Origin of the sequence: Streptomyces sp. NPDC021080 (assembly GCF_044333225.1) — a bacterium.
GTDB lineage: Bacteria > Actinomycetota > Actinomycetes > Streptomycetales > Streptomycetaceae > Streptomyces.
Genome location: NZ_JBIRQM010000006.1, coordinates 292,841 through 313,110, shown reverse-complemented (window position 1 = coordinate 313,110; position 20,270 = coordinate 292,841). Strand labels below are relative to the sequence as shown.

At 72.6% G+C, this 20,270-nt stretch carries 18 protein-coding genes; 13 read left to right on the top strand and 5 right to left on the bottom strand.

Annotated elements, in window-relative coordinates; all coding sequences use genetic code 11:
• Positions 1-2,065, bottom strand: a 2,065-nt coding sequence (locus tag ACH4S8_RS17190; protein WP_398394615.1) for a DEAD/DEAH box helicase, incomplete at its 3' end; no start/stop codon positions are given.
• 463 nt (positions 2,066-2,528) lie between these two features.
• Here ACH4S8_RS17190 and ACH4S8_RS17185 point away from each other — a divergent pair.
• On the top strand, positions 2,529-3,299 hold the full coding sequence (locus tag ACH4S8_RS17185; protein ID WP_398394613.1) for a ferritin-like fold-containing protein: 771 nt from the start codon (positions 2,529-2,531) through the stop codon (positions 3,297-3,299).
• A gap of 71 nt (positions 3,300-3,370) precedes the next feature.
• Here ACH4S8_RS17185 and ACH4S8_RS17180 read toward each other — a convergent pair whose 3' ends face one another.
• The 4 genes from ACH4S8_RS17180 to ACH4S8_RS17165 all read right to left on the bottom strand — a co-directional run bounded on the left by ACH4S8_RS17180 (position 3,371) and on the right by ACH4S8_RS17165 (position 5,353).
• Entirely contained in the window at positions 3,371-3,640 is a 270-nt protein-coding gene (locus ACH4S8_RS17180; RefSeq protein WP_398394611.1) for a hypothetical protein, read from the bottom strand.
• 243 nt (positions 3,641-3,883) lie between these two features.
• Positions 3,884-4,111 (bottom strand): DUF3107 domain-containing protein, encoded by a 228-nt coding sequence (locus ACH4S8_RS17175; protein WP_028801993.1) that lies wholly within the window; start codon positions 4,109-4,111, stop codon positions 3,884-3,886.
• A 194-nt stretch (positions 4,112-4,305) separates the two neighbouring features.
• Positions 4,306-4,947, bottom strand: a complete 642-nt coding sequence (locus ACH4S8_RS17170) for a TetR/AcrR family transcriptional regulator (RefSeq protein WP_037620773.1) — start codon at positions 4,945-4,947, stop codon at positions 4,306-4,308.
• A gap of 187 nt (positions 4,948-5,134) precedes the next feature.
• Positions 5,135-5,353: a hypothetical protein gene (locus ACH4S8_RS17165; RefSeq protein ID WP_398394609.1), complete on the bottom strand. Its 219-nt coding sequence runs from the start codon at positions 5,351-5,353 to the stop codon at positions 5,135-5,137.
• 159 nt (positions 5,354-5,512) lie between these two features.
• On the opposite strand from ACH4S8_RS17165, the gene ACH4S8_RS17160 reads away from it, so the two are divergent.
• The 12 genes from ACH4S8_RS17160 (at position 5,513) to moeZ (ending at position 20,227) form a co-directional block, all read left to right on the top strand.
• A complete protein-coding gene (locus ACH4S8_RS17160; RefSeq protein ID WP_398394607.1) occupies positions 5,513-6,502 on the top strand; it encodes an alpha/beta fold hydrolase in 990 nt (329 codons plus the stop codon).
• An 8-nt stretch (positions 6,503-6,510) separates the two neighbouring features.
• Positions 6,511-8,136 carry a DUF3152 domain-containing protein gene (locus ACH4S8_RS17155; RefSeq protein WP_398394605.1) on the top strand — a complete coding sequence of 542 codons (1,626 nt, stop codon included), beginning with the start codon at positions 6,511-6,513 and terminating at the stop codon, positions 8,134-8,136.
• 55 nt (positions 8,137-8,191) lie between these two features.
• The gene (locus ACH4S8_RS17150) at positions 8,192-8,284 is read left to right on the top strand and encodes an Ms4533A family Cys-rich leader peptide (RefSeq protein ID WP_318658278.1); all 93 of its coding nucleotides are present in this window, start codon (positions 8,192-8,194) and stop codon (positions 8,282-8,284) included.
• A 200-nt stretch (positions 8,285-8,484) separates the two neighbouring features.
• Positions 8,485-10,203: an ABC transporter substrate-binding protein gene (locus ACH4S8_RS17145; RefSeq protein ID WP_398394602.1), complete on the top strand. Its 1,719-nt coding sequence runs from the start codon at positions 8,485-8,487 to the stop codon at positions 10,201-10,203.
• A 4-nt stretch (positions 10,204-10,207) separates the two neighbouring features.
• Entirely contained in the window at positions 10,208-11,314 is a 1,107-nt protein-coding gene (locus tag ACH4S8_RS17140; protein ID WP_398394600.1) for an ABC transporter permease, read from the top strand.
• The gene (locus ACH4S8_RS17135; RefSeq protein ID WP_398394598.1) at positions 11,311-12,309 is read left to right on the top strand and encodes an ABC transporter permease; all 999 of its coding nucleotides are present in this window, start codon (positions 11,311-11,313) and stop codon (positions 12,307-12,309) included. Before ACH4S8_RS17140 ends, ACH4S8_RS17135 begins: the two co-directional genes overlap by 4 nt.
• Complete coding sequence (locus tag ACH4S8_RS17130) at positions 12,306-13,982, top strand: dipeptide ABC transporter ATP-binding protein (protein WP_398394596.1); 1,677 nt, start codon at positions 12,306-12,308, stop codon at positions 13,980-13,982. Before ACH4S8_RS17135 ends, ACH4S8_RS17130 begins: the two co-directional genes overlap by 4 nt.
• Before the next feature lie 210 nt (positions 13,983-14,192).
• Complete coding sequence (locus tag ACH4S8_RS17125) at positions 14,193-16,001, top strand: DUF3492 domain-containing protein (RefSeq protein ID WP_398394594.1); 1,809 nt, start codon at positions 14,193-14,195, stop codon at positions 15,999-16,001.
• Entirely contained in the window at positions 15,998-17,131 is a 1,134-nt protein-coding gene (locus ACH4S8_RS17120; protein WP_398394592.1) for a hypothetical protein, read from the top strand. Before ACH4S8_RS17125 ends, ACH4S8_RS17120 begins: the two co-directional genes overlap by 4 nt.
• A gap of 154 nt (positions 17,132-17,285) precedes the next feature.
• On the top strand, positions 17,286-18,248 hold the full coding sequence (locus tag ACH4S8_RS17115) for an NAD-dependent epimerase/dehydratase family protein (RefSeq protein WP_398394590.1): 963 nt from the start codon (positions 17,286-17,288) through the stop codon (positions 18,246-18,248).
• Complete coding sequence (locus ACH4S8_RS17110; RefSeq protein ID WP_398394588.1) at positions 18,236-18,985, top strand: spherulation-specific family 4 protein; 750 nt, start codon at positions 18,236-18,238, stop codon at positions 18,983-18,985. Before ACH4S8_RS17115 ends, ACH4S8_RS17110 begins: the two co-directional genes overlap by 13 nt.
• A gap of 63 nt (positions 18,986-19,048) precedes the next feature.
• Entirely contained in the window at positions 19,049-20,227 is a 1,179-nt protein-coding gene (gene moeZ / locus ACH4S8_RS17105; protein WP_398394586.1) for an adenylyltransferase/sulfurtransferase MoeZ, read from the top strand.
• The last annotated feature ends 43 nt before the right edge of the window (positions 20,228-20,270 follow it).

Below are 20,270 nucleotides of genomic sequence, written 5' to 3'. Positions count from 1 at the left end.
CGGCCTCGGTGACGGTGGCCTCGACGGTGTCGACGACCGCCTCCGCGGCCTTGCGGGTGCGTCGGCGCGCGGCGGGCTTGGCCTCCGTGGCCTCGGCGGCCTGGGCCGGGATCTCGGCGTCGGCGACGGCCTTGCGGGTGCGTCGGCGTACGGGCTTGGCCTCGGTCTCCTCGACGGCCGGGGCCGTTTCGGTGGCCGTGGTGGCGGCCTTGGCCCGGGTGCGTCGGGGCTTGGTCTCGACGACCGTCTCGGCGGCCTCGGTGACGGTGGCCTCGACGGTGTCGACGACCGCCTCCGCGGCCTTGCGGGTGCGTCGGCGCGCGGCGGGCTTGGCCTCCGTGGCCTCGACGACCTCGACGGTCTCGGCGACCGTCTCGGTGGCGGGCGCCGTCTCGACGGTCTTGCGGGTGCGGCGGCGGGCCGGCTTGGCCGGGGCCTCGGTGACGACCTCGGCGGCGGCGCTCTCGACCACGGCCTCGGCCGCGGTCACCACCGCCTCCGCCGTCTCGACAGCCGTCTCGGCGGACTTGCGGGTGCGGCGGCGGCGCGGCGCGGCCGGCTCGTCGGTGACACCCTCGGCCGTCGCCACGGCGGTTTCCGCGGCCTCGGTCACGGGGGCGGCGACGGCCGCCACGGGCTCGCCCGCTCCACCGCGCGTGCGCCGACGGCGGCGCGGCGTGCGGGGCTCGGTGGCCTCGACGGACGCGGGCGACTCCGTGGCCGCAACAGCGTCCGTGGAGGCGGGGGCCCCGTCGGCGGGCGTGCCGTTGCGCGTGCGGCGGCGCTGGCGCGGAGTGCGCGGTGCGCGCTCGCGCTCGGTGGTCGCGGGCGCGGCCGAACGGCCACCGCGGCCCCGCGGACCGCCACGGCCACCGGTCTCGCCCAGGTCCTCGACCTCTTCGGCCGCGAGCCCGGCGCGGGTGCGCTCGGAACGCGGCAGGACACCCTTGGTGCCGGCCGGGATGCTGAGCTCCTCGAAGAAGTGGGGAGAGGTCGAGTACGTCTCCGGCGGGGCCGGGAAACCGAGGTCCAGCGCCTTGTTGATCAGCTGCCAGCGCGGGATGTCGTCCCAGTCGACGAGCGTGATCGCGATGCCCTTGGCGCCCGCGCGGCCGGTGCGGCCGATGCGGTGCAGGTACGTCTTCTCGTCCTCGGGGGACTGGTAGTTGATGACGTGGGTGACACCCTCGACGTCGATGCCGCGGGCCGCGACGTCGGTGCAGACGAGCACGTCGACCTTGCCGTTGCGGAACGCGCGCAGCGCCTGCTCGCGGGCGCCCTGGCCGAGGTCGCCGTGGACCGCGCCGGAGGCGAAGCCGCGCTGCTGCAGCTGGTCGGCGAGGTCCGCCGCCGTCCGCTTGGTGCGGCAGAAGACCATCGCGAGACCGCGGCCGTCGGCCTGCAGTATGCGCGCGACCATCTCGGGCTTGTCCATGTTGTGGGCGCGGTACACGAACTGCTTCGTGTTCGCGACCGTCGCGCCCGAGTCGTCCGGCGCGGCGGCGCGGATGTGGGTGGGCTGCGACATGTAGCGGCGCGCGAGACCGATGACCGCGCCCGGCATGGTCGCCGAGAACAGCATGGTCTGACGGCGGGCCGGCAGCATGTTCATGATCTTCTCGACGTCGGGCAGGAAGCCCAGGTCGAGCATCTCGTCGGCCTCGTCCAGGACGAGCGCCTTGATGTGCTTGAGGTTGAGCTTCTTCTGGCCCGCGAGGTCCAGCAGTCGACCCGGGGTGCCGACGATGACGTCGACGCCCTTCTTCAGGGCCTCCACCTGGGGCTCGTACGCCCGGCCGCCGTAGATGGCCAGAACGCGTACGTTGCGGACCTTGCCCGCGGTCAGCAGGTCGTTGGTCACCTGGGTGCACAGCTCGCGCGTCGGGACGACGACGAGGGCCTGCGGGGCGTCGGTCAGCTGCTCGGGCTTGGCCCGGCCCGCCTCGACGTCCGCGGGGACGGTGACGCGCTCCAGCAGCGGGAGGCCGAAGCCCAGCGTCTTGCCGGTGCCGGTCTTGGCCTGGCCGATGACGTCGGTGCCGGAGAGGGCGACCGGGAGCGTCATCTCCTGGATGGGGAAGGGGTTGACGATGCCGACGGCCTCAAGGGCTTCGGCGGTCTCAGGAAGGATTCCGAGGTCTCGGAAAGTCGTAGTCAGGGTGCTGCCTCTTCTGTGTACGCGGTGCGAGGCGAGCGCGGGGGTCGTGTCGGGACCGTGCCGGGGACGTCGGCCGCTCTTGACGGGCGGGCCGGGTGGCATGGGACCACTGCCGACGCTCGAGCTCTCGTGCCGCTGAGGGTTCCCTCCGGATGCCGTACGCGATGTGCCGTACCTGCGAGGAGGGCTGTCGGGTCGGAGCCGATCGGGCCACCGACCGGGCATCCTCATTCGTGCGGCCCGTCGAATCACTCGCCGGGCGCATTACCACCATACCCCGGAATCGCGCACATGTGATGGCCGATTTGGTCACGTAGTCGTCGTCACACCGGTTGAGCAGGGACTTACCTCGTGCTGTGAGCGGGCTATTGTGCGCTTCATGACGACGCCTGACAACGCCGCTGAGAAGCCCGCCGAGGCCACCGCCGACACCACCCCCGTGGCCACCGGAGTCGCCGCGCAGAACTGGGAGACGGCCTCGGCCGAGCCCCAGTACCGCGCCGCGGTAGTGGACCTGCTCGGAGCGCTCGCCTACGGCGAGCTCGCGGCGTTCGAGCGGCTCGCGGAGGACGCCAAGCTGGCACCCACGCTCAGCGACAAGGCCGAGCTGGCGAAGATGGCGTCCGCCGAGTTCCACCACTTCGAGCGGCTGCGGGACCGGCTCTCCGCGATCGGTGCGGAGCCGACGGAGGCGATGGATCCCTTCGTCGCCGCGCTCGACGGCTTCCACCGGCAGACGGCTCCCTCGGACTGGCTGGAGGGGCTCGTCAAGGCGTACGTGGGCGACTCGATCGCCAGTGACTTCTACCGTGAGGTCGCGGCCCGTCTCGACTCGGACACCCGCGAGCTCGTCCTCGGTGTCCTCGACGACACCGGTCACGCCGGTTTCGCCATCGAGAAGGTGCGCGCCGCGATCGACGCCGACCCGCGGGTGGGGGGCCGGCTCGCGCTGTGGGCGCGCCGGCTGATGGGCGAGGCCCTGTCCCAGTCGCAGCGTGTGGTCGCCGACCGCGACGCCCTGTCGACGATGCTCGTGGGCGGTGTGGCGGACGGCTTCGACCTCGCGGAGGTCGGCCGGATGTTCTCCCGGATCACCGAGGCGCACACCAAGCGGATGGCCGCACTGGGCCTCGCGGCCTGAGGACCCGGTCGAGGGGATCGCCGTCTACGGGCGCGGTTCACGGTCGTGGGAGCCGGGGCCCGCGCGGCGGCTCACGCCGTCGCCGAGCGGCGCCGAAAACGCTCCTCGGGGCGCAGCAGCAGCGACAGCAGCGCCGCGGAGACGGCCACCGCGCCGAGGAGGATGGCCAGAAAGTGGCCGGAGCCCAGGGCCGTGTGCGTCAGGAACGCGCCGAACAGGGCTCCCGCCACGCCGGTCGACAAGACCAGGCTGCGGGACGGCAACCGGTGGGGCAGGCGGTACGAGGCCGCCCACGCGAGTGCGAGACCGAGCAGTGCGGAGCCGAGCGCTTCCAAGAACATGGTGATGGTCCCTCCCGCACGGCCGGTGCAAATCGGTCGTAGCCGGTCCTACCCCTGACGTTCGGAACGCAATCCTCCTCCGCGACCGGCATGTGCTCCATCCGTGTTCGTGCGGGCGCCGGGCGCACGGGCCGGCCGCCCGGAGCGCCACGGCCGGCACGGCGCGTACGGGCACGTACGACGGGAGGGGCCCGGTGACGGTGTCACCGGGCCCCTCCCGTACTGCTTCGTCGCTCAGCCGCCCTACAGAGCGCTGAACCCGACCTTGCGCTGCGTGGGCTCGCCGAGCTCCACGTACGCCAGCCGGTCGGCCGGAACCAGGACCTTGCGGCCGTGGTCGTCCACGAGGCTCAGCAGCTGCGACTTGCCGGCCAGCGCCTCGGACACCGCGCGCTCGACCTCTTCCGGGGTCTGACCGCTCTCCAGAACGATCTCGCGGGGCGCGTGCTGCACGCCGATCTTGACCTCCACGGCTTTGTCCCTCCGACGGTCAGTCATGTGCGCGTTCGTACGCGCCGTACGCAGCACACACTAGCCCGGTGAGGGGACGCGCACGCTCCGCCGGGGAACGCCAGGAGCGAACAGCCGACGGGAACAAAAAAGCGGCCGGGGCGTGCCCCGGCCGCTTCCTGCGTCGGTGATCCGTACCCGCGTGATCCGGCGGATCAGTGGTGGTCGGTGCCGTGCAGCGGGAAACCCGCGATGCCCCGCCAGGCGAGCGAGGTGAGCAGCTGGACCGCCTGGTCGCGCGGGACGCTGCGGTCGCTGTGCAGCCAGGAACGGGCCACCACCTGGGCCAGACCGCCGAGGCCCGAGGCGAGGAGCATCGACTCCGCGCGCGAGAGCCCCGTGTCCTCCGCGATGACGTCGCAGATCGCCTCGGCGCACTCGTGCGTCACCTTGTCGACGCGCTCGCGCACCGCCGGCTCGTTCGTCAGGTCCGACTCGAAGACCAGCCGGAACGCGCCGCCGTCGTCCTCCACGTACGCGAAGTACGCGTCCATGGTGGCGCGGACGCGCAGCTTGTTGTCCGTGGTCGACGCGAGCGCCGTGCGCACCGCCAGGAGCAGGGATTCGCAGTGCTGGTCGAGCAGGGCGAGGTACAGATCGAGCTTGCCCGGGAAGTGCTGGTAGAGAACCGGCTTGCTGACGCCCGCGCGCTCGGCGATGTCGTCCATGGCGGCCGAGTGGTATCCCTGCGCAACGAAAACTTCCTGGGCGGCGCCGAGGAGCTGGTTGCGTCGGGCACGGCGCGGCAGGCGAGTGCCCCGCGGGCGTGCTGCCTCTGTCTGCTCGATGGCTGTCACGCCGCCTCCCAAAGTTGTCCACGTGCGGTGTGCGCCGCGTCGCCATCGTACTTTTCGGTAACCCCGCTGTGTGCGGTGCGAGCGGAGAATTTCACGGACCGGACCCGCACCGGGCCGGCGCACAGGGTGCCGAACGGGACGAGCTGGGCACCCGGCCGCCGCGGCGGCGCCGATCAGCGGAGTCGGGTCACCTGTAGTCGTCCTCGTTCAGCCGGACGACCCGGGCCTGTTCGGCCAGATCCGCGTCGTCGGCGTTGAGGCGGTCGCCCGGGGGTTCCGGGTCGACGTCGTCCGCGGGGTCCAGCTCCGCGGACTGCTCGGCGGCGTCGGCCTCCGGGGTCTCCGCGTCGGAGACCTCCCGGAACTGGTCGTCGAAGGTTGCGGGGTCTGTCGGGTCGACTGTCATGGTTCCTCTTCCCGAACGGTACGCGTGCGCTCCTGATAAGCGGACGAGTGCCCTCGTTCGAAGCCTAGGAGACGTGCGATCCGGACGCTATGCGATCGGCCCGCGATCTGTGACGGCGAACACATGAGCCCCGGTGTGATCGTCTCGTAACATTGCGGCATGTCTTCGACCGAACTCCCGTCCGCCCCGGCCGCCAGCGTCACGCCGAGGGTCGGCGCCGTCAGGGTCGCGGAGGGGGAACGGCTGAGATCGGTCGGGCTGCCCGGCATCACCCTGACGATCCGGTCGAGACCGCCCGTCCGGGAGAACCTTCCGCCCGCGCTGTACGTGCACGGTCTGGGCGGCTCCTCGCAGAACTGGACGGCGCTGATGTCCCGGCTCGACGGGCTGGTGGACAGCGAGGCCCTCGATCTGCCCGGCTTCGGCGACTCGCCGCCGCCGGACGACGGCGACTACTCGGTCACCGGGCACGCGCGCGCGGTCATCCGTCACCTCGACGCGTCCGGACGCGGTCCAGTACATCTTTTCGGCAACTCACTCGGCGGAGCCGTCGCGACGCGGGTCGCGGCCGTCCGGCCGGATCTCGTCCGGACGCTCACGCTGGTGTCCCCCGCGCTGCCCGAGATCCGCGCGCAGCGCACCGCCTGGCCGACCGCGCTGCTCGCCCTTCCCGGGGTGGCGGGGCTGTTCACCCGGCTGACGAAGGACTGGAGCGCTGAGCAGCGCGTACGGGGGGTGCTGGCGCTCTGTTACGGCGATCCCGGCATCGTGACGCCCGAGGGTTTCCGGCACGCGGTCGAGGAGATGGAGCGGCGGCTCGCCCTGCCCTACTTCTGGGACGCGATGGCGCGTTCCGCGCGCGGGGTCGTGAACGCCTACACGCTCGGCGGGCAGCACGGACTGTGGCGTCAGGCCGAACGGGTGCTCGCCCCCACGCTCCTGGTCTACGGCGGCCGCGACCAACTTGTCGGCTACCGTATGGCCCAGCGCGCGGCCCGTGCCTTCCGCGACTCCCGGCTGCTGTGCCTGCCGGACGCGGGGCATGTCGCGATGATGGAGTATCCGGAGACGGTCGCCACCGCCTTCCGTGAACTCCTGGCGGACCTCGAGGAGTCGACCTCTTCGGTGGCAGTCGGCGCGGAGAGCTGAGGCGGGAAGTGGGACGACACAGTCGTCGGGGGCGGGCCGGCAAGACGGACACCGCGCAGACGCGAGAGGTTCCGGCACAGGAGGCGGCACCCGCTCCGGCGCCGGGCCCGGACGGCGCACACCGCGCCGCGGCGCAGCGGCCCGGTTCCCCGGGCCCCTACCCGCCCACGGGCGGCAGGCCGCAGCAAGGCGCGGCACGTTTCCCCGACGGGACTCCGGCGCACGGCGTCCCGCGGTTCCAGGAGGGCACCCCCGCCCACGGCGTGCCCCGGTTCCACGAAGGAGCCCCGGCCCAGGGGCTGCCGCGCTTCCAGGGCGGTTCCCCGGCCCAGGGCGGCCCGCGCCTTCCCGACGGGACTCCGGCGCACGGGTTTCCGAGGGCGGCCGACGGGACTCCGGCGCGCGGGGTGCCGCGTTTCCCCGACGGCACCCCGGCGCACGGAACGCCGCGGTTTCCCGGCGGGACCCCCGCCCACGGCATGCCGCAGGTGCGGGGCGGACATCCCGAGCAGCGTGAACAGGGCGGCGGCTGGGGGGAGTCCAGCGCCGGCGGGGCTCCGCAGGGCGCGCCCGCCGGGCCGCGGGTGCCCCGGCAGCGACAGCAGGCCGTGACCGGCCCCCGGCAGGCGTACGTCGACGCGTTCGACCTCGACGCGCCGGGGAGCGGCGGCTTTCCGGAACCCCGCGGCGGTGCCGCGGGGCGGAAGGGCGGCCCCCGGGCCGCCGGTTTCGACGACTCGGCCGACTGGAGCGCCCGTTCCACCGACGCCGACGGGCGGCCCCTGCCGAAGACCGGTGATCAGGACGAGGACAAGGCCCGCAAGGGATGGGCCTTCACCGGGATCGCAGCGGCCGCCGTCACCACCGTGCTGGCCGTCGTCGTCGCCGGGCAGATGGCCACCGGAGGACACGACGCCGACGCGCGGACGCAGTCCGCGGACGGCGTCGGACGGGCGACCCAGGACTCCGCCTCGCGCGGAGACGGCCGGCCGACCCAGTCGGGGCAGCCGCAGGTGGCCGCGGCACCCCTGTCGTACGACCAGGCGATGGCCAGGACGTATCCGCTCGGGGCAGAGCTCAAGGGGTCCGGGAAGTTCGAAGTGGTGCCCGGAGTCGCCAAGGCGCCCGGCAAGGGACACAAGTACACCTACCGCGTCGACATCGAGAAGGGCCTCGGTCTCGACGGCGCGCTCTTCGCCGACGCCGTCCAGAAGACCCTGAACGACAAGAGGAGCTGGGCCCACGGTGGCGCCCGCACCTTCGAGCGGGTCGATTCCGGCACACCGGACTTCGTCATCACGCTGGCGAGCCCCGGCACCACCGCCGAGTGGTGCGCCAAGTCGGGGCTCGACACCACGGAGGACAACGTGTCGTGCGACTCGGCGTCCACCGAGCGCGTCATGATCAACGCCTACCGCTGGGCCCAGGGCTCCAAGACCTACGGCTTCGGTGACAAGATCCACGCCTACCGTCAGATGCTGATCAACCACGAGGTCGGCCACCGGCTCGGGTACGGGCACGTCAGCTGTGAGAAGGACGGCGAGCTCGCCCCGGTCATGCAGCAGCAGACCAAGTTCCTCGACCACGACGGAATCCACTGCCTGCCCAACTCCTGGCCCTATCCCAAGGGTTGACGGAAAGCGCTCGCACCGCTTTGACATGCGGAAAAAGATCGTTCATATTTTCCGCATGTCCTCCCGTCACGCCTCCGTTCGCGCCGCCATCGAGCTGGCGCTCATCGGCGTGACCGCGCTCTGCGTGGCCGACATCCACTGTTGCTGACGCCCGCCCCAGGCGAGTGCGTCGCTTTCCTTCCCGTCTTGTTCCCGTGCGCCCCTGAACCTCCGCGGTTCTGCGCGCCCGTGCCCCTTTCGGTCCGGTCGGACTCCGACGCCTGACGCCCTGGGCGAGCTCTGCGCTCTTCCGTCTCACTCCGTGTCATTCCGTCTCAGTATTCGAGTCATCCGAGAGGTCGTCTTCCGATGCGTCAATCGTCCGTCACAGCGCGCCGCGTGGCCGCGGCATCCGTCAGCCTGGTCGTGGCAGCGGGCGCCGCCGCCTGCGGGCCGAAGGACAGCGATGCCAAGAGCTCCGGCGGCGACTCCCAGCCCCACAAGGGCGGCACCCTCACCGTCCTGAACTCCAACCCGCAGTCGGACTTCGACCCCGCGCGGCTCTACACCTCCGGCGGCGGCAACGTGCCCTCGCTCGTCTTCCGCACCCTCACCACCCGCAACCGCGAGAACGGGGCCGCCGGCGCCCAGGTCGTCCCCGACCTCGCCACGGACACCGGCCGCCCGAGCAAGAACGCGACCGTGTGGACGTACACCCTGAAGAAGGGCCTCACGTTCGAGGACGGCACGCCGATCACCTCCGCCGACATCAAGTACGGCATCGAGCGCTCCTTCGCCGCCGAACTCTCCGGCGGCGCGCCCTACCTGCGGGACTGGCTGATCGGCGGCGCCGGTTACCAGGGTCCCTACAAGGACAAGAAGGGCCTCGACTCGATCGAGACGCCGGACGCGCTGACCATCGTCTTCCACCTGAACAAGCCCGAGGGCGAGTTCCCCTACCTGGCCACGCAGACGCAGTTCACGCCCGTCCCCAAGGCCAAGGACACCGGCACGAAGTACGAGGAGCACCCGGTCTCCTCGGGTCCGTACAAGGTCGTCAAGAACGAGAACGACGGCGAGCGCCTCACCCTGGAGCGCAACACCCACTGGTCCGCGTCGACCGACGCCGAGCGCAAGGCCTACCCGGACACGATCGACGTACGGTCCGGCCTGGACTCCTCCGTGATCAACCAGCGGCTGTCCTCCTCCCGGGGCACGGACGCCGCCGCCGTCACCACGGACACCAACCTCGGCCCGGCCGAGCTCGCCAAGGTGACCGGGGACAAGGAACTGGCCTCACGCGTCGGCACCGGGCACTTCGGCTACACGAACTACCTCGCCTTCAACCCGAAGGTGAAGCCGTTCGACGACCCGAAGGTGCGCCAGGCGATCTCGTACGCCATCGACCGCACCTCGGTGATCAACGCGGCGGGCGGCTCGTCCCTCGCCGAGCCGGCGACGACGTACCTGCCGAACCAGAAGTCCTTCGGCTACACGCCCTACGACCTGTTCCCGGCGGGCGCCTCCGGCAACGCGGCCAAGGCCAAGGAACTGCTGGCCCAGGCGGGCCACAAGAACGGCCTGAGCATCACGCTCACGCATTCCAACAGCAAGGACTTCGAGACCAGCCCGGAGATCGCGACCGCGATCCAGGACGCGCTCAAGAAGGCCGGCATCACCGTCAAGCTCCAGGGCCTGGAGGAGAACGACTACAGCGACAAGATCCACAGCACGAAGAACGAGCCGGGCCTCTTCCTCGCCCACTGGGGTGCCGACTGGCCCTCCGGCGGCCCCTTCCTGGCCCCGATCTTCGACGGCCGGCAGATCGTGAAGGACGGAGCCAACTTCAACTCCGGCTTCCTGAACGACAAGTCGGTCAACGACGAGATCGACGCGATCAACAAGCTGACCGACCTCGACGCGGCCGCCAAGCGCTGGGGCGCGCTGGACGAGAAGATCGGCGCACAGGCGCTGACCGTGCCGCTGTTCCACCCCGTCTACAAGCGCCTGTACGGCAAGGGCGTCAAGAACATCGTGATCAGCGACTGGACCGGCGTTCTGGACATCTCCCAGGTCGCGGTGAAGTAGCACCGTGAGCGAGGCACTTGTCGCTTCCCCGGCCCCCGCGGCGGACTCGTCCGCCGCGGGGGCCTCGGGGGCCCGTCAGTTCTGGCGGCGGCTGCGTGCGCAGCGCGCCGCCCTCGTCGCGGCGGCCGTCGTCGCGCTGCTCGTCCTGGTCGCGCTCGCCGCGCCGCTGCTCACGGCGGTCGAGGGGCAGGACCCCACCACCTACCACCCCGCGCTGGTGGACTCCGCGCGCGGCGGCGTCCCCGTCGGCACGCTCGGCGGCATCGGCGCCGACCACTGGCTCGGCGTCGAACCCCAGACCGGCCGCGACCTGTTCGCGCGCCTCGTGTACGGCGCCAGGGTCTCCCTCGGCGTCGCGCTCGCCGCGACCGTGGTGCAGGTCCTCATCGCCGTCGTCGTGGGCGTCTCGGCGGCGCTCGGGAACCGGTGGGTCGACCAGGTGCTGAGCCGGATCACCGAGATCATCGTCGCGCTGCCACTGATGATCATGTCGCTGGCGCTGCTGGCGATCGTGCCCGGCAGCTTCCCGCGGCCCGTCCTGGTCGCCCTCGTCATCGGCCTGATCGCCTGGGGCACCCTCGCGAAGATCGTGCGCGCCCAGACGCTCACGCTCAAGCAGCTCGACTACGTCGCCGCCGCGCGGCTCAGCGGCTGGAGCACCTGGCGGATCGCCCGCCGCGATCTGCTGCCGGGCCTCGCCGCCCCGCTCATCACCTACTCCGCGCTCCTCGTGCCGATGAACATCGGCGTCGAGGCCGCCCTGTCCTTCCTCGGCGTCGGCGTGAAGCCGCCGACCCCGTCCTGGGGACAGATGCTGACCGCCGCCGACGTCTGGTACCAGGCGGCGCCCCAGTACCTGCTGCTGCCCGCGGGAGCCCTGTTCGTCACCGTCCTCGCCCTGACCGTCCTCGGCGACGGCGTGCGCACCGCCCTCGACCCGCGCGCGGCCTCCCGCCTGCGCGTCGGCACGGGCCGCAGGGGAGAGGCCAGGGCCGACGCGACCACCGGCGGACCCGCCGACGGGACCGGCCTGCCCCGCCGGGGCGCATCGGGAACGGACCTGCCCCTCCAGGGCGCGTCCGCCGACGGGACGAAGGAGGCCACGGCATGAGCGGCTTCAGCGGATTCGTCCTGCGCCGGACCCTCGGCACCGTGATCACCCTCCTCGCCGTCTCGGTGATCGTCTACGTCGTCTTCTACGCCACCCCGGGCAACGTCGCCCAGATCACCTGCGGCCCGCGCTGCTCGCCCGCCCAGGTGCACCAGGTCGCCCAGCAGCTGCACCTCGGAGACCCGCTGTACGTGCGCTACGGGCACTTCCTCCAGGGCCTCCTCGCCGGCCAGGACTACTCGACGGGCACCTCCGTCCAGCACTGCCCGGCGCCCTGCCTCGGCCTGTCGTACCAGACCGACCAGCAGGTCACCCGGCTGATCCTGGCGAAACTGCCGGTCAGCCTGTCGCTGGTGTTCGGCGCGATGGTCGTCTGGCTCGTGCTCGGTGTCGGCACCGGTGTGCTCTCCGCCTGGCGGCGCGGCCGGCTCAGCGAGCGGGTGCTGACCGGGCTCACCCTCGCGGGCACGGCGACACCCGTCTTCGTCATCGGCCTGATCCTGATGATCGTCGTCTGCGGCCAGCTGGAACTGCTGCCCTTCCCGCAGTACGTGAACTTCACCGACGACCCCGAACAGTGGGCGTGGAACCTGGTGCTGCCCTGGCTCTCGCTCGCCCTCGTCGAGGCCGCCGCGTTCGCCCGGCTGACCAGGGCCTCGATGCTGGAGACGCTGGCCGAGGACCACATCCGGACCTTCCGCGCGTACGGCGTCGGCGAGCGGGCGGTCATCGGGCGGCACGCCGTCCGGGGAGCGCTCGCCTCGATCATCGCGCTGAACGCCAACACCTTCGGATCGGCGGTCGGCGGCGCGGTGCTCACCGAGACCCTCTTCGGGCTGCCCGGCATCGGCCAGGAACTGGTGCACGCGGTGAACGTCGTCGACCTTCCCGTGGTCGTCGGCATGGTCCTGGTCATCGGCTTCTTCGTGGTCATCGCCAACGCCGTCGCGGACGTGCTCTACGCGGTGGCCGACCGACGGGTGGTACTGGCATGAGCGACTCTTCCGCGCACCCTTCCTCCGCGGCGTCCGCAGCCGCCCCTCTGGTCGAAGTGAGCGACCTCGTCGTCGACTTCGGGGGGCTGCGCGCCGTCGACGGACTCTCCTTCCGGCTGGAGAGGGGCGCCGCGCTGGGCCTGGTCGGCGAGTCCGGCTCGGGCAAGTCGACCGTGGCGTCGGCCCTGCTGGCGCTGCACCGGGGCACCGGAGCGCGCGTCGACGGCACGGTCCGCGTGGCCGGCGTCGACGTCCAGCGGGCGTCCGACGACGAGCTGCGCGCTCTGCGCGGCCGGAAGGCGGCCATGGTCTTCCAGGACCCGCTGTCCTCCCTCGACCCGTACTACGCGGTCGGCGACCAGATCGCCGAGGTGTACCGCGTGCACACCAGGGCGTCCCGGCGGGCGGCACGCGCGCGTGCGGTGCGGGTCCTCGACCGCGTCGGCATCCCCGACGCGGCCCGCCGGTCCCGCTCGCGCCCGCACGAGTTCAGCGGCGGCATGCGCCAGCGCGCCCTCATCGCCATGGCCCTGGTCTGCGAACCCGAGCTCCTGATCGCCGACGAGCCCACCACGGCCCTCGACGTGACGGTCCAGGCGCAGATCCTCGACCTCCTGCACACCCTGCGCCAGGAGACCGGGACCGGGCTGCTGCTGGTCACCCACGACGTCGGCGTCGCGGCCGAGAGCGTCGACGAGATCCTGGTGATGCGGCACGGACACGCCGTCGAGCACGGCCCGGTCGGCGTGGTCCTCGGCGCGCCCCGGGAGCCGTACACCCGCGAACTCCTCGGCGCCGTCCCCCGCGTGGACACCCCCCGGGCGGCCCGAGGAGCCGGGCAGGAGGCGGGCACCGGCCCGGCCGAGGACGGCCGCCCGGACGACGTCGTCCTCGAAGCGGTCGGACTCCGGCGGGAGTTCGGGCGCGGCAAGCGCCGGTTCGCGGCCGTCGACGACGTGTCGCTGAGCGTCCGCAGGGGCGAGACCCTCGGCATCGTCGGCGAGAGCGGCAGCGGGAAGACGACCCTGGGAAGGATGCTGGTCGGGCTCCTGGAGCCCACGGCCGGAGCGGTCCGCCACGAGGGCCGCGAACGGTCCGGTGTCCGCCCCTCGGTGCAGATGGTCTTCCAGGACCCGGTGTCGTCCCTCAACCCCCGGCGCAGCGTCGGCGAGTCCATCGCCGACCCGTTGCGGGCACGCGGGGAGAAGGACGAGGAGCGCATTCGGGGGCGCGTCCGGGAACTGCTGGAGCGCGTGGGGCTCGACGGGGCGCACTACGACCGCTACCCGCACGAGTTCAGCGGCGGACAGCGCCAGCGCGTCGGCATCGCGCGGGCGCTGGCCGCCGAGCCGGGCGTCATCGTGTGCGACGAGCCGGTCTCCGCGCTCGACGTCACCACACAGGCCCAGGTGGTCGCCCTGCTCGGCGAGCTGCAGCGGGAGCTCGGGCTCGCGCTGGTGTTCGTGGCGCACGATCTCGCCGTCGTACGCCAGGTCAGCGACCATGTGGCGGTGATGCGGCGCGGCCGGCTCGTCGAGTACGGTCCCGCCGACGAGGTCTACGAGCGTCCCCGCGACCCGTACACCCGGCAGCTGCTGGCCGCCGTACCGGCGCTCGACCCGAAGATCGCGGCCCGGCGCCGTGCCGAGCGCGCGGAGCTGTCCCCGGCGTGATCCGAGGGTCCCGGGCCCGCGGAAACGTGCCCGCCTGAATCTCGTAGCGCGGCGAAACGCGGCCTGCGCGGGAAAGTTACGACCGTTCACCCCTTCTGGTGGTGCGACGGACAACCGTCCGTCGTACCACCGCCTTGTCCGCATACCTTCGTCCCGCTGCGAGCCGCCGGTCAACGGCGGCTCCTCATACGGGAGATCGGGGGTGTGCTCGTGCGCGTCGGACTGCTTACGGAGGGTGGCTATCCGTATGTGGGCGGTGACGCCGGACTCTGGTGCGACCGGCTCGTGCGTGGGCTCGGGCAGCACGAGTTCGACATCTACGCGCTCAGCCGCACCGAGCGCCAGGAGGACCAGGGCTGGGTCCAGCTGCCGCCCCAGGTCGGCCGGGTCCGCACGGCACCGCTGTGGACGGCGCACGACGACGGGGTCGTGTACGGCCGCCGGGCCCGGCGCCGGTTCGCCGAGGCGTACGGAGAACTGCTGACGGCGGTGTGCGGGGGGCCCGCGGCCGGGAGCCCGGACGTCCCCGGGGACACGGCGGATTCCGCCGGCGTCGAGGCGGACCGTTTCGCCGGAGCCCTGTACGAGCTCGCCGAACTCGCCCGGGACGAGGGCGGACTCGCCGGCGCCCTGCGCTCCGAGAGCGCGGTGCGCGTCCTCGAACGCGCCTGCCGCACACCCGGCGCACTCCGTACGGCCCGTACCGCGCGCGTTCCCGACCTGCTCACCGTCGCCGCGCACATCGAGCGCACCCTGCGCCCCCTCTCGCTCGACTGGTACGAGGACGACGCGCTCGGGTCGGCGGACCTCTGCCACGCCGCGGCCGGCGGAGCGGCGGCACTGCCCGGCCTCCTCGCCCGGCACTTCCTCGGCGTCCCGCTGCTGGTCACCGAGTACGGCGTGCACCTGCGGGCGCACTACCTCGCCGCCGCGACCCTCGAAGAGGCCCCCGCCGTCCGGGCGCTGCTCGCCGCGTTCCACGGCCGGCTCGCCACCGAGGTCTACCGCGCGGCCACCCTCATCACGCCCGGCAACACCCACGCCCGCCGCTGGCAGGAGCGCTGCGGCGCCGAGCGCGCCAAACTGCGCACCGTCCACCCCGGTATGGAGGACGCGCGCTTCGCGGCCGTGGGGGAGGGAGTGCGGGGCAGCCGGTCCGCGGACCCCGAGGCGCTGGTGTGGGTCGGCCGCATCGAGCCGGCCAAGGACCTGATCTCCCTGCTGCACGCCTTCGCCGAGATCCGCAGGGCCGAGCCGAGGACCCGGCTGCGGATCGTCGGCACTCCCGCCGAAGTCCCGGACGCCGCCGCATATCTGACCCACTGCAGGGCGCTGGCCGCACAGCTCTTCCCCGACGAGGCGGAGGGGGCGCACGCCGTCGGCGACAACCCGGTCTCCTTCGAGGAGATCGGCGGCCCGGAGATCCCGAGCCTCGCGGAGGCCTACGCCTGCGGCGCCCTCGTCGTCCTGTCCAGCGTCGTCGAGGGTTTCCCGGTCGGCCTCGTCGAAGCCATGCTCTGCGGCCGGGCCACCGTCTCCACGGACGTGGGCGCGGTCGTCGAGGTCATCGGCGGCACGGGGCTGGTCGTACCGCCGCGCAATCCGCGGGCGCTCGCGGAGGCGTGCGTGGCCCTGCTGCGCGACCCGGAGCGCCGTGAGCGGCTCGGCGCGGCCGCCCGCGCACGCGCCCTCGAACTGTTCACCGTCGAGCAGAACATCGCGGCATTTCACGGCATTTACCTGGAGATCGTCTCGCACTCACCGGTGCGCCGGCTCGTCGTGGACGACGCGGGGGAGCCGCTGCCCTTCGGCGCCCCCGCCGAGGCCCATGTGCCCGGTCGCTGGACCGGGACCCGCTTCGTGACCGAGCGCCGGCCGAGCTGGGCGGAGGGGGCACCGGTGCGAGCCACCGAGCCCGCGCCGGCTCCCGTGTCCGAGCTCATGCCCGAGCCGGAGCCCGCGCCCATGCCCGCGCCGGCTCCCGTTTCCGTGCCCGTTTCCGTTGGGGAGGGCGTGTGACGATCGACAGCGCGGGGCCGGGCGTCCCGCACGGACTGGACGACCCGGGTGAACCGGACCGGCCCGCCGGGCGCCGGGCCGTGGACCCGGTCAAAGCGCTCATGCACCGGCACCGCGAACTGTGCGAGCGGGCCGTGGACCCGCTGGAGATCGCCGCGGGCCTGGAGGCGCACGGGCTCACCGACCGGACCGCCGCACGTCTGCGGCACCGGGACGTCTTCTCGCTCGCCGAGGAGATGTACGCCCGCGCGGCACGCGACGGGGAGGCGGCGCCCCGCACGGCGCCCCCGGGAGAGCCCGGCCCGCGCGCCCGCTGGGCAGTGCTCGCCCTGCTGCCGGGCGCCCTCGGCGCGGCCGTCGTCGCCGGGCTGCGGCTCACCGAAGGGCAAGTACGCCCGGCCGTCGCCGCGTTCGGCGCCCTGGCCGTCGCCTCCGGCCTGCACATCGCCCTCCGGTGCGGCCCCCTGAGCAGCCGGCACCGCACGACGGGCGCCGCCCGCGCGTGGACCTGCTGGCTCATCGTCTACGCCCTCGCCGGCGACGGACTGCTCAGCGCCGCCCGGGACGGCGGCCCGCACGGCCCCTGGCCCCTGGCCACCGCACCCGTGCTGGCTCTCCTCCTGGCCTGCGCCCCGGCGGCCTGGTGCGCCCACCTCTTCGCCGCGCGCGCCCGCCGCAGGCTGATCGCGAGCCGCGGCCTGGAGGAGTTCGCCGCCTCCGTACGCCCCCTGCTCATCGGCGCGTTCGGCCTGTTCCTGGCCGCGCTGTGCGGGCTGCTCGCGTTGTGCGGGACGGCACTGGACGAGCCACCCGCCTACGCCGGAGCCGGTGCGCTCGGCGCACTGCTCCTGCTGGTGCGCCTGCTCACGGCACGCGGCTTCACCCACGTCCCGGGCCGCGTGCTCGCGGGCGCGGGCATGGCGGAGGCCGCCGCCCTCGCCACGGTCCTCGCCGCGCGGCTGCCCGGCTGCTCGTTGCTGGCCGACCCCGTCGACAGCCTGGCCGACGCGGCGGGCCCCGGGGCCGTGCCGGCCCTGGCCTGCGGGGCGGGCGCCCTCGTCCTCCTCGTCCAGGCGACCCGCACGCTCACCCGCGCCTCGGCCCATGCCCCGCCCGGCGAGGCCCCGTGAGCCCTCCCCGGCGCCCGGGCAGCTCCCGGACCCGGGCCCCCATCTCCCGCGGGGCCGACACCGCGGGCCCTCTTCACGACCTACGGCATCACCTCGAAGGAGACAGCCAGATGATCACCTCCCGAACCGGAGAATCCGCCCCGGGAGCCGCCCGATGAGGGTCCTGCTGATCGGAGCCAACGGCTACCTCGGCCGCTTCGTGGCCGACAGACTGCTCGCCGACCCGGCCGTGCAGCTCACCGCGCTCGGCCGGGGCGACGACGCCGACGTACGGTTCGACCTCGCCTCGGGCAGCCCCGGAGCGCTCACCCGCTTCCTGGACGCGGTGCACCCCGGAGTCGTCATCAACTGCGCGGGCACCACCCGCGGCGGTGCCCGCGAACTGACCCGGCACAACACCGTCGCCGTCGCCACCGTCTGCGAGGCCCTGCGCCGCAGCGGCTGCGGCGCCCGGCTCGTCCAGATCGGCTGCGGCGCCGAGTACGGGCCCAGCCAGCCCGGCTCCTCCACCGCGGAGGACGCCGTGCCACGCCCGGGCGGCCCGTACGGGGTGAGCAAGCTCGCGGCGACCGAACTCGTCCTCGGCTCCGGCCTGGACGCCGTCGTGCTCCGTGTCTTCTCCCCGGCCGGACCCGGCACCCCCGCCGGATCCCCGCTCGGCCGGCTCGCCGAAGCCCTGCGCCGCGCCATGCAGGCCAGCGACGGCGAACTCAAGCTCGGCGGCCTCGGAGTCCAGCGCGACTTCATCGACGTCCGTGACGTCGCCCGCGCCGTCCACGCCGCCTCCCTGTCCGCCGCACAGGGCGTGATCAACATCGGCTCGGGTCGTGCCGTGCGCCTCCGCGACGCCGCCGCCGTCCTCGCACGCGTGGCCGGCTACAGCGGCAGCCTGCACGAACTGGACGGCCCGCCCGGTCCGCCCATGAGGCCGGCCATCGGCCACCCCCGCCCCGAGCCCGACCATGTGGCCCCGGTCTCCTCCCCCTACCCGGACGGCTGCGGCAGCTGGCAGCAGGCCGATGTGCGCACCGCACGCGACCGGCTCGGCTGGCGGCCCCGGATCAATCTCGAGGAATCCCTCGCCGACATCTGGATGGAGGCAGCGTGTCGTATCTGACCCGGACCGCGACCGGCAGCGCGAGCACCGACCTGGGGCTCGGCTTCGGTGTCCCCGGCTATGCACATCCTCTCGTCGCTCCGCTGGAATGGGACGAACTCACCCGCCCCGGCACCCCCTTGCACTGGGTCGTCCTGAACGTGGACGACGGTCCCGGTGAGCGACCCGACCCGCGCTGTCTGGAGGCCACGGGACGGCTGCGCAACGCCGGGGTCAAGGTGCTGGGACTTCTCGACGCCGCCCACGGCGTACGCGCCTTCGCCGAGACCGTCGCCGACGCCCGCCGCCATCTCGACTGGTACCAGGCCGACGGATTCATCGTCGACCGCTGTCCCACCGAACGCGCGGCGCTCTTCGACGTCCGCCGGACGGTCGACGCGCTGCGCGCACTGAAGGACGGCGCCCACGTCGTGCTCGGCCATGGCACCCACCCGCACCCGGGATATGCCGAGATCGCCGACCAGCTCGTGACCTTCTCGGGCCCCTGGACCGAATACCGCTGGTCGCAGGTCGCCGAGTGGACCGCCGACTATCCCCCCGAGCGCTTCTGCCATTTCGTGCACGGTGTGCCGCGCGGCCACCTGGACGAGGCACTGCGCATCGCCCGCTGGCAGGGAGCGTCGACGATCTACTTCACCGACCGCTCCGATCACGGCGGGACGACCGACCCCTGGGAGACGATGCCCGGCTACTGGGACGAAATCGTCTCGCGGATCGGAACGGGTGTCTCGGAATGAAGAAGGGCGTGGCAGTGTTACGGGGAGAACAACCGTAGTGATAGACCGACCAACGGAGTCCCCGTGTCGCTGCCACCCCTGGTAGAGCCAGCCTCTGAGCTCACCGTAGACGAGGTCCGCAGGTACTCCCGCCACCTGATCATCCCCGATGTGGGCATGGACGGGCAGAAGCGGCTGAAGAACGCCAAGGTGCTCTGTGTGGGCGCCGGCGGCCTCGGATCGCCGGCCCTGATGTACCTGGCCGCGGCGGGCGTCGGCACGCTCGGCATCGTGGAGTTCGACGAGGTCGACGAGTCGAACCTGCAGCGCCAGATCATCCACAGCCAGGCGGACATCGGCCGTTCCAAGGCCGCGTCCGCGCGCGATTCCGTGCTGGGCATCAACCCGTACGTGAACGTGGTCCTTCACGAAGAGCGGCTCGAGGCCGAGAACGTGATGGACATCTTCAGCCAGTACGACCTGATCGTCGACGGCACCGACAACTTCGCGACCCGCTACCTGGTCAACGATGCCTGCGTGCTGCTCAACAAGCCCTACGTGTGGGGCTCGATCTACCGCTTCGACGGGCAGGCCTCCGTCTTCTGGTCCGAGCACGGCCCCTGCTACCGCTGCCTCTACCCGGAGCCCCCGCCGCCGGGCATGGTCCCCTCCTGCGCCGAGGGCGGCGTCCTCGGTGTGCTGTGCGCGTCCATCGGCTCCATCCAGGTCAACGAGGCGATCAAGCTTCTCGCGGGCATCGGTGAGCCGCTCGTCGGCCGCCTGATGATCTACGACGCCCTGGAGATGCAGTACCGCCAGGTCAAGGTCCGCAAGGACCCGAACTGCGCCGTCTGCTCCGAGAACCCCACCGTCACCGAGCTCATCGACTACGAGGCCTTCTGCGGCGTCGTGTCCGAGGAGGCCCAGGAGGCGGCCGCCGGCTCGACGATCACTCCCAAGCAGCTCAAGGAGTGGATCGACGACGGCGAGAACATCGAGATCATCGACGTCCGCGAGGTCAACGAGTACGAGATCGTCTCGATCCCCGGCGCCAAGCTGATCCCGAAGAACGAGTTCCTCATGGGCACCGCCCTGGAGAGCCTGCCGCAGGACAAGAAGATCGTCCTGCACTGCAAGACGGGTGTCCGCAGCGCGGAGGTCCTCGCCGTCCTGAAGTCCGCCGGTTTCTCCGACGCCGTGCACGTCGGCGGCGGAGTGATCGGCTGGGTCAACCAGATCGAGCCCGAGAAGCCGGTGTACTGACCGGCGGACCGTCCCGCTCTTCGGGCGGCGGGGGTTCCGCGGA

What these genes read in the sequence shown, in the direction of transcription:
- ACH4S8_RS17180 (WP_398394611.1), bottom strand. Translation starts at nt 3,640, where the DNA reads ATGTTCTTGGAAGCGCTCGGCTCCGCACTGCTCGGTCTCGCACTCGCG.
- ACH4S8_RS17165 (WP_398394609.1), bottom strand. Translation starts at nt 5,353, where the DNA reads ATGACAGTCGACCCGACAGACCCCGCAACCTTCGACGACCAGTTCCGG.
- ACH4S8_RS17160 (WP_398394607.1), top strand. Translation starts at nt 5,513, where the DNA reads ATGTCTTCGACCGAACTCCCGTCCGCCCCGGCCGCCAGCGTCACGCCG.
- ACH4S8_RS17150 (WP_318658278.1), top strand. Translation starts at nt 8,192, where the DNA reads ATGTCCTCCCGTCACGCCTCCGTTCGCGCCGCCATCGAGCTGGCGCTC.
- ACH4S8_RS17145 (WP_398394602.1), top strand. Translation starts at nt 8,485, where the DNA reads ATGCGTCAATCGTCCGTCACAGCGCGCCGCGTGGCCGCGGCATCCGTC.
- ACH4S8_RS17135 (WP_398394598.1), top strand. Translation starts at nt 11,311, where the DNA reads ATGAGCGGCTTCAGCGGATTCGTCCTGCGCCGGACCCTCGGCACCGTG.
- ACH4S8_RS17130 (WP_398394596.1), top strand. Translation starts at nt 12,306, where the DNA reads ATGAGCGACTCTTCCGCGCACCCTTCCTCCGCGGCGTCCGCAGCCGCC.
- ACH4S8_RS17115 (WP_398394590.1), top strand. Translation starts at nt 17,286, where the DNA reads ATGAGGGTCCTGCTGATCGGAGCCAACGGCTACCTCGGCCGCTTCGTG.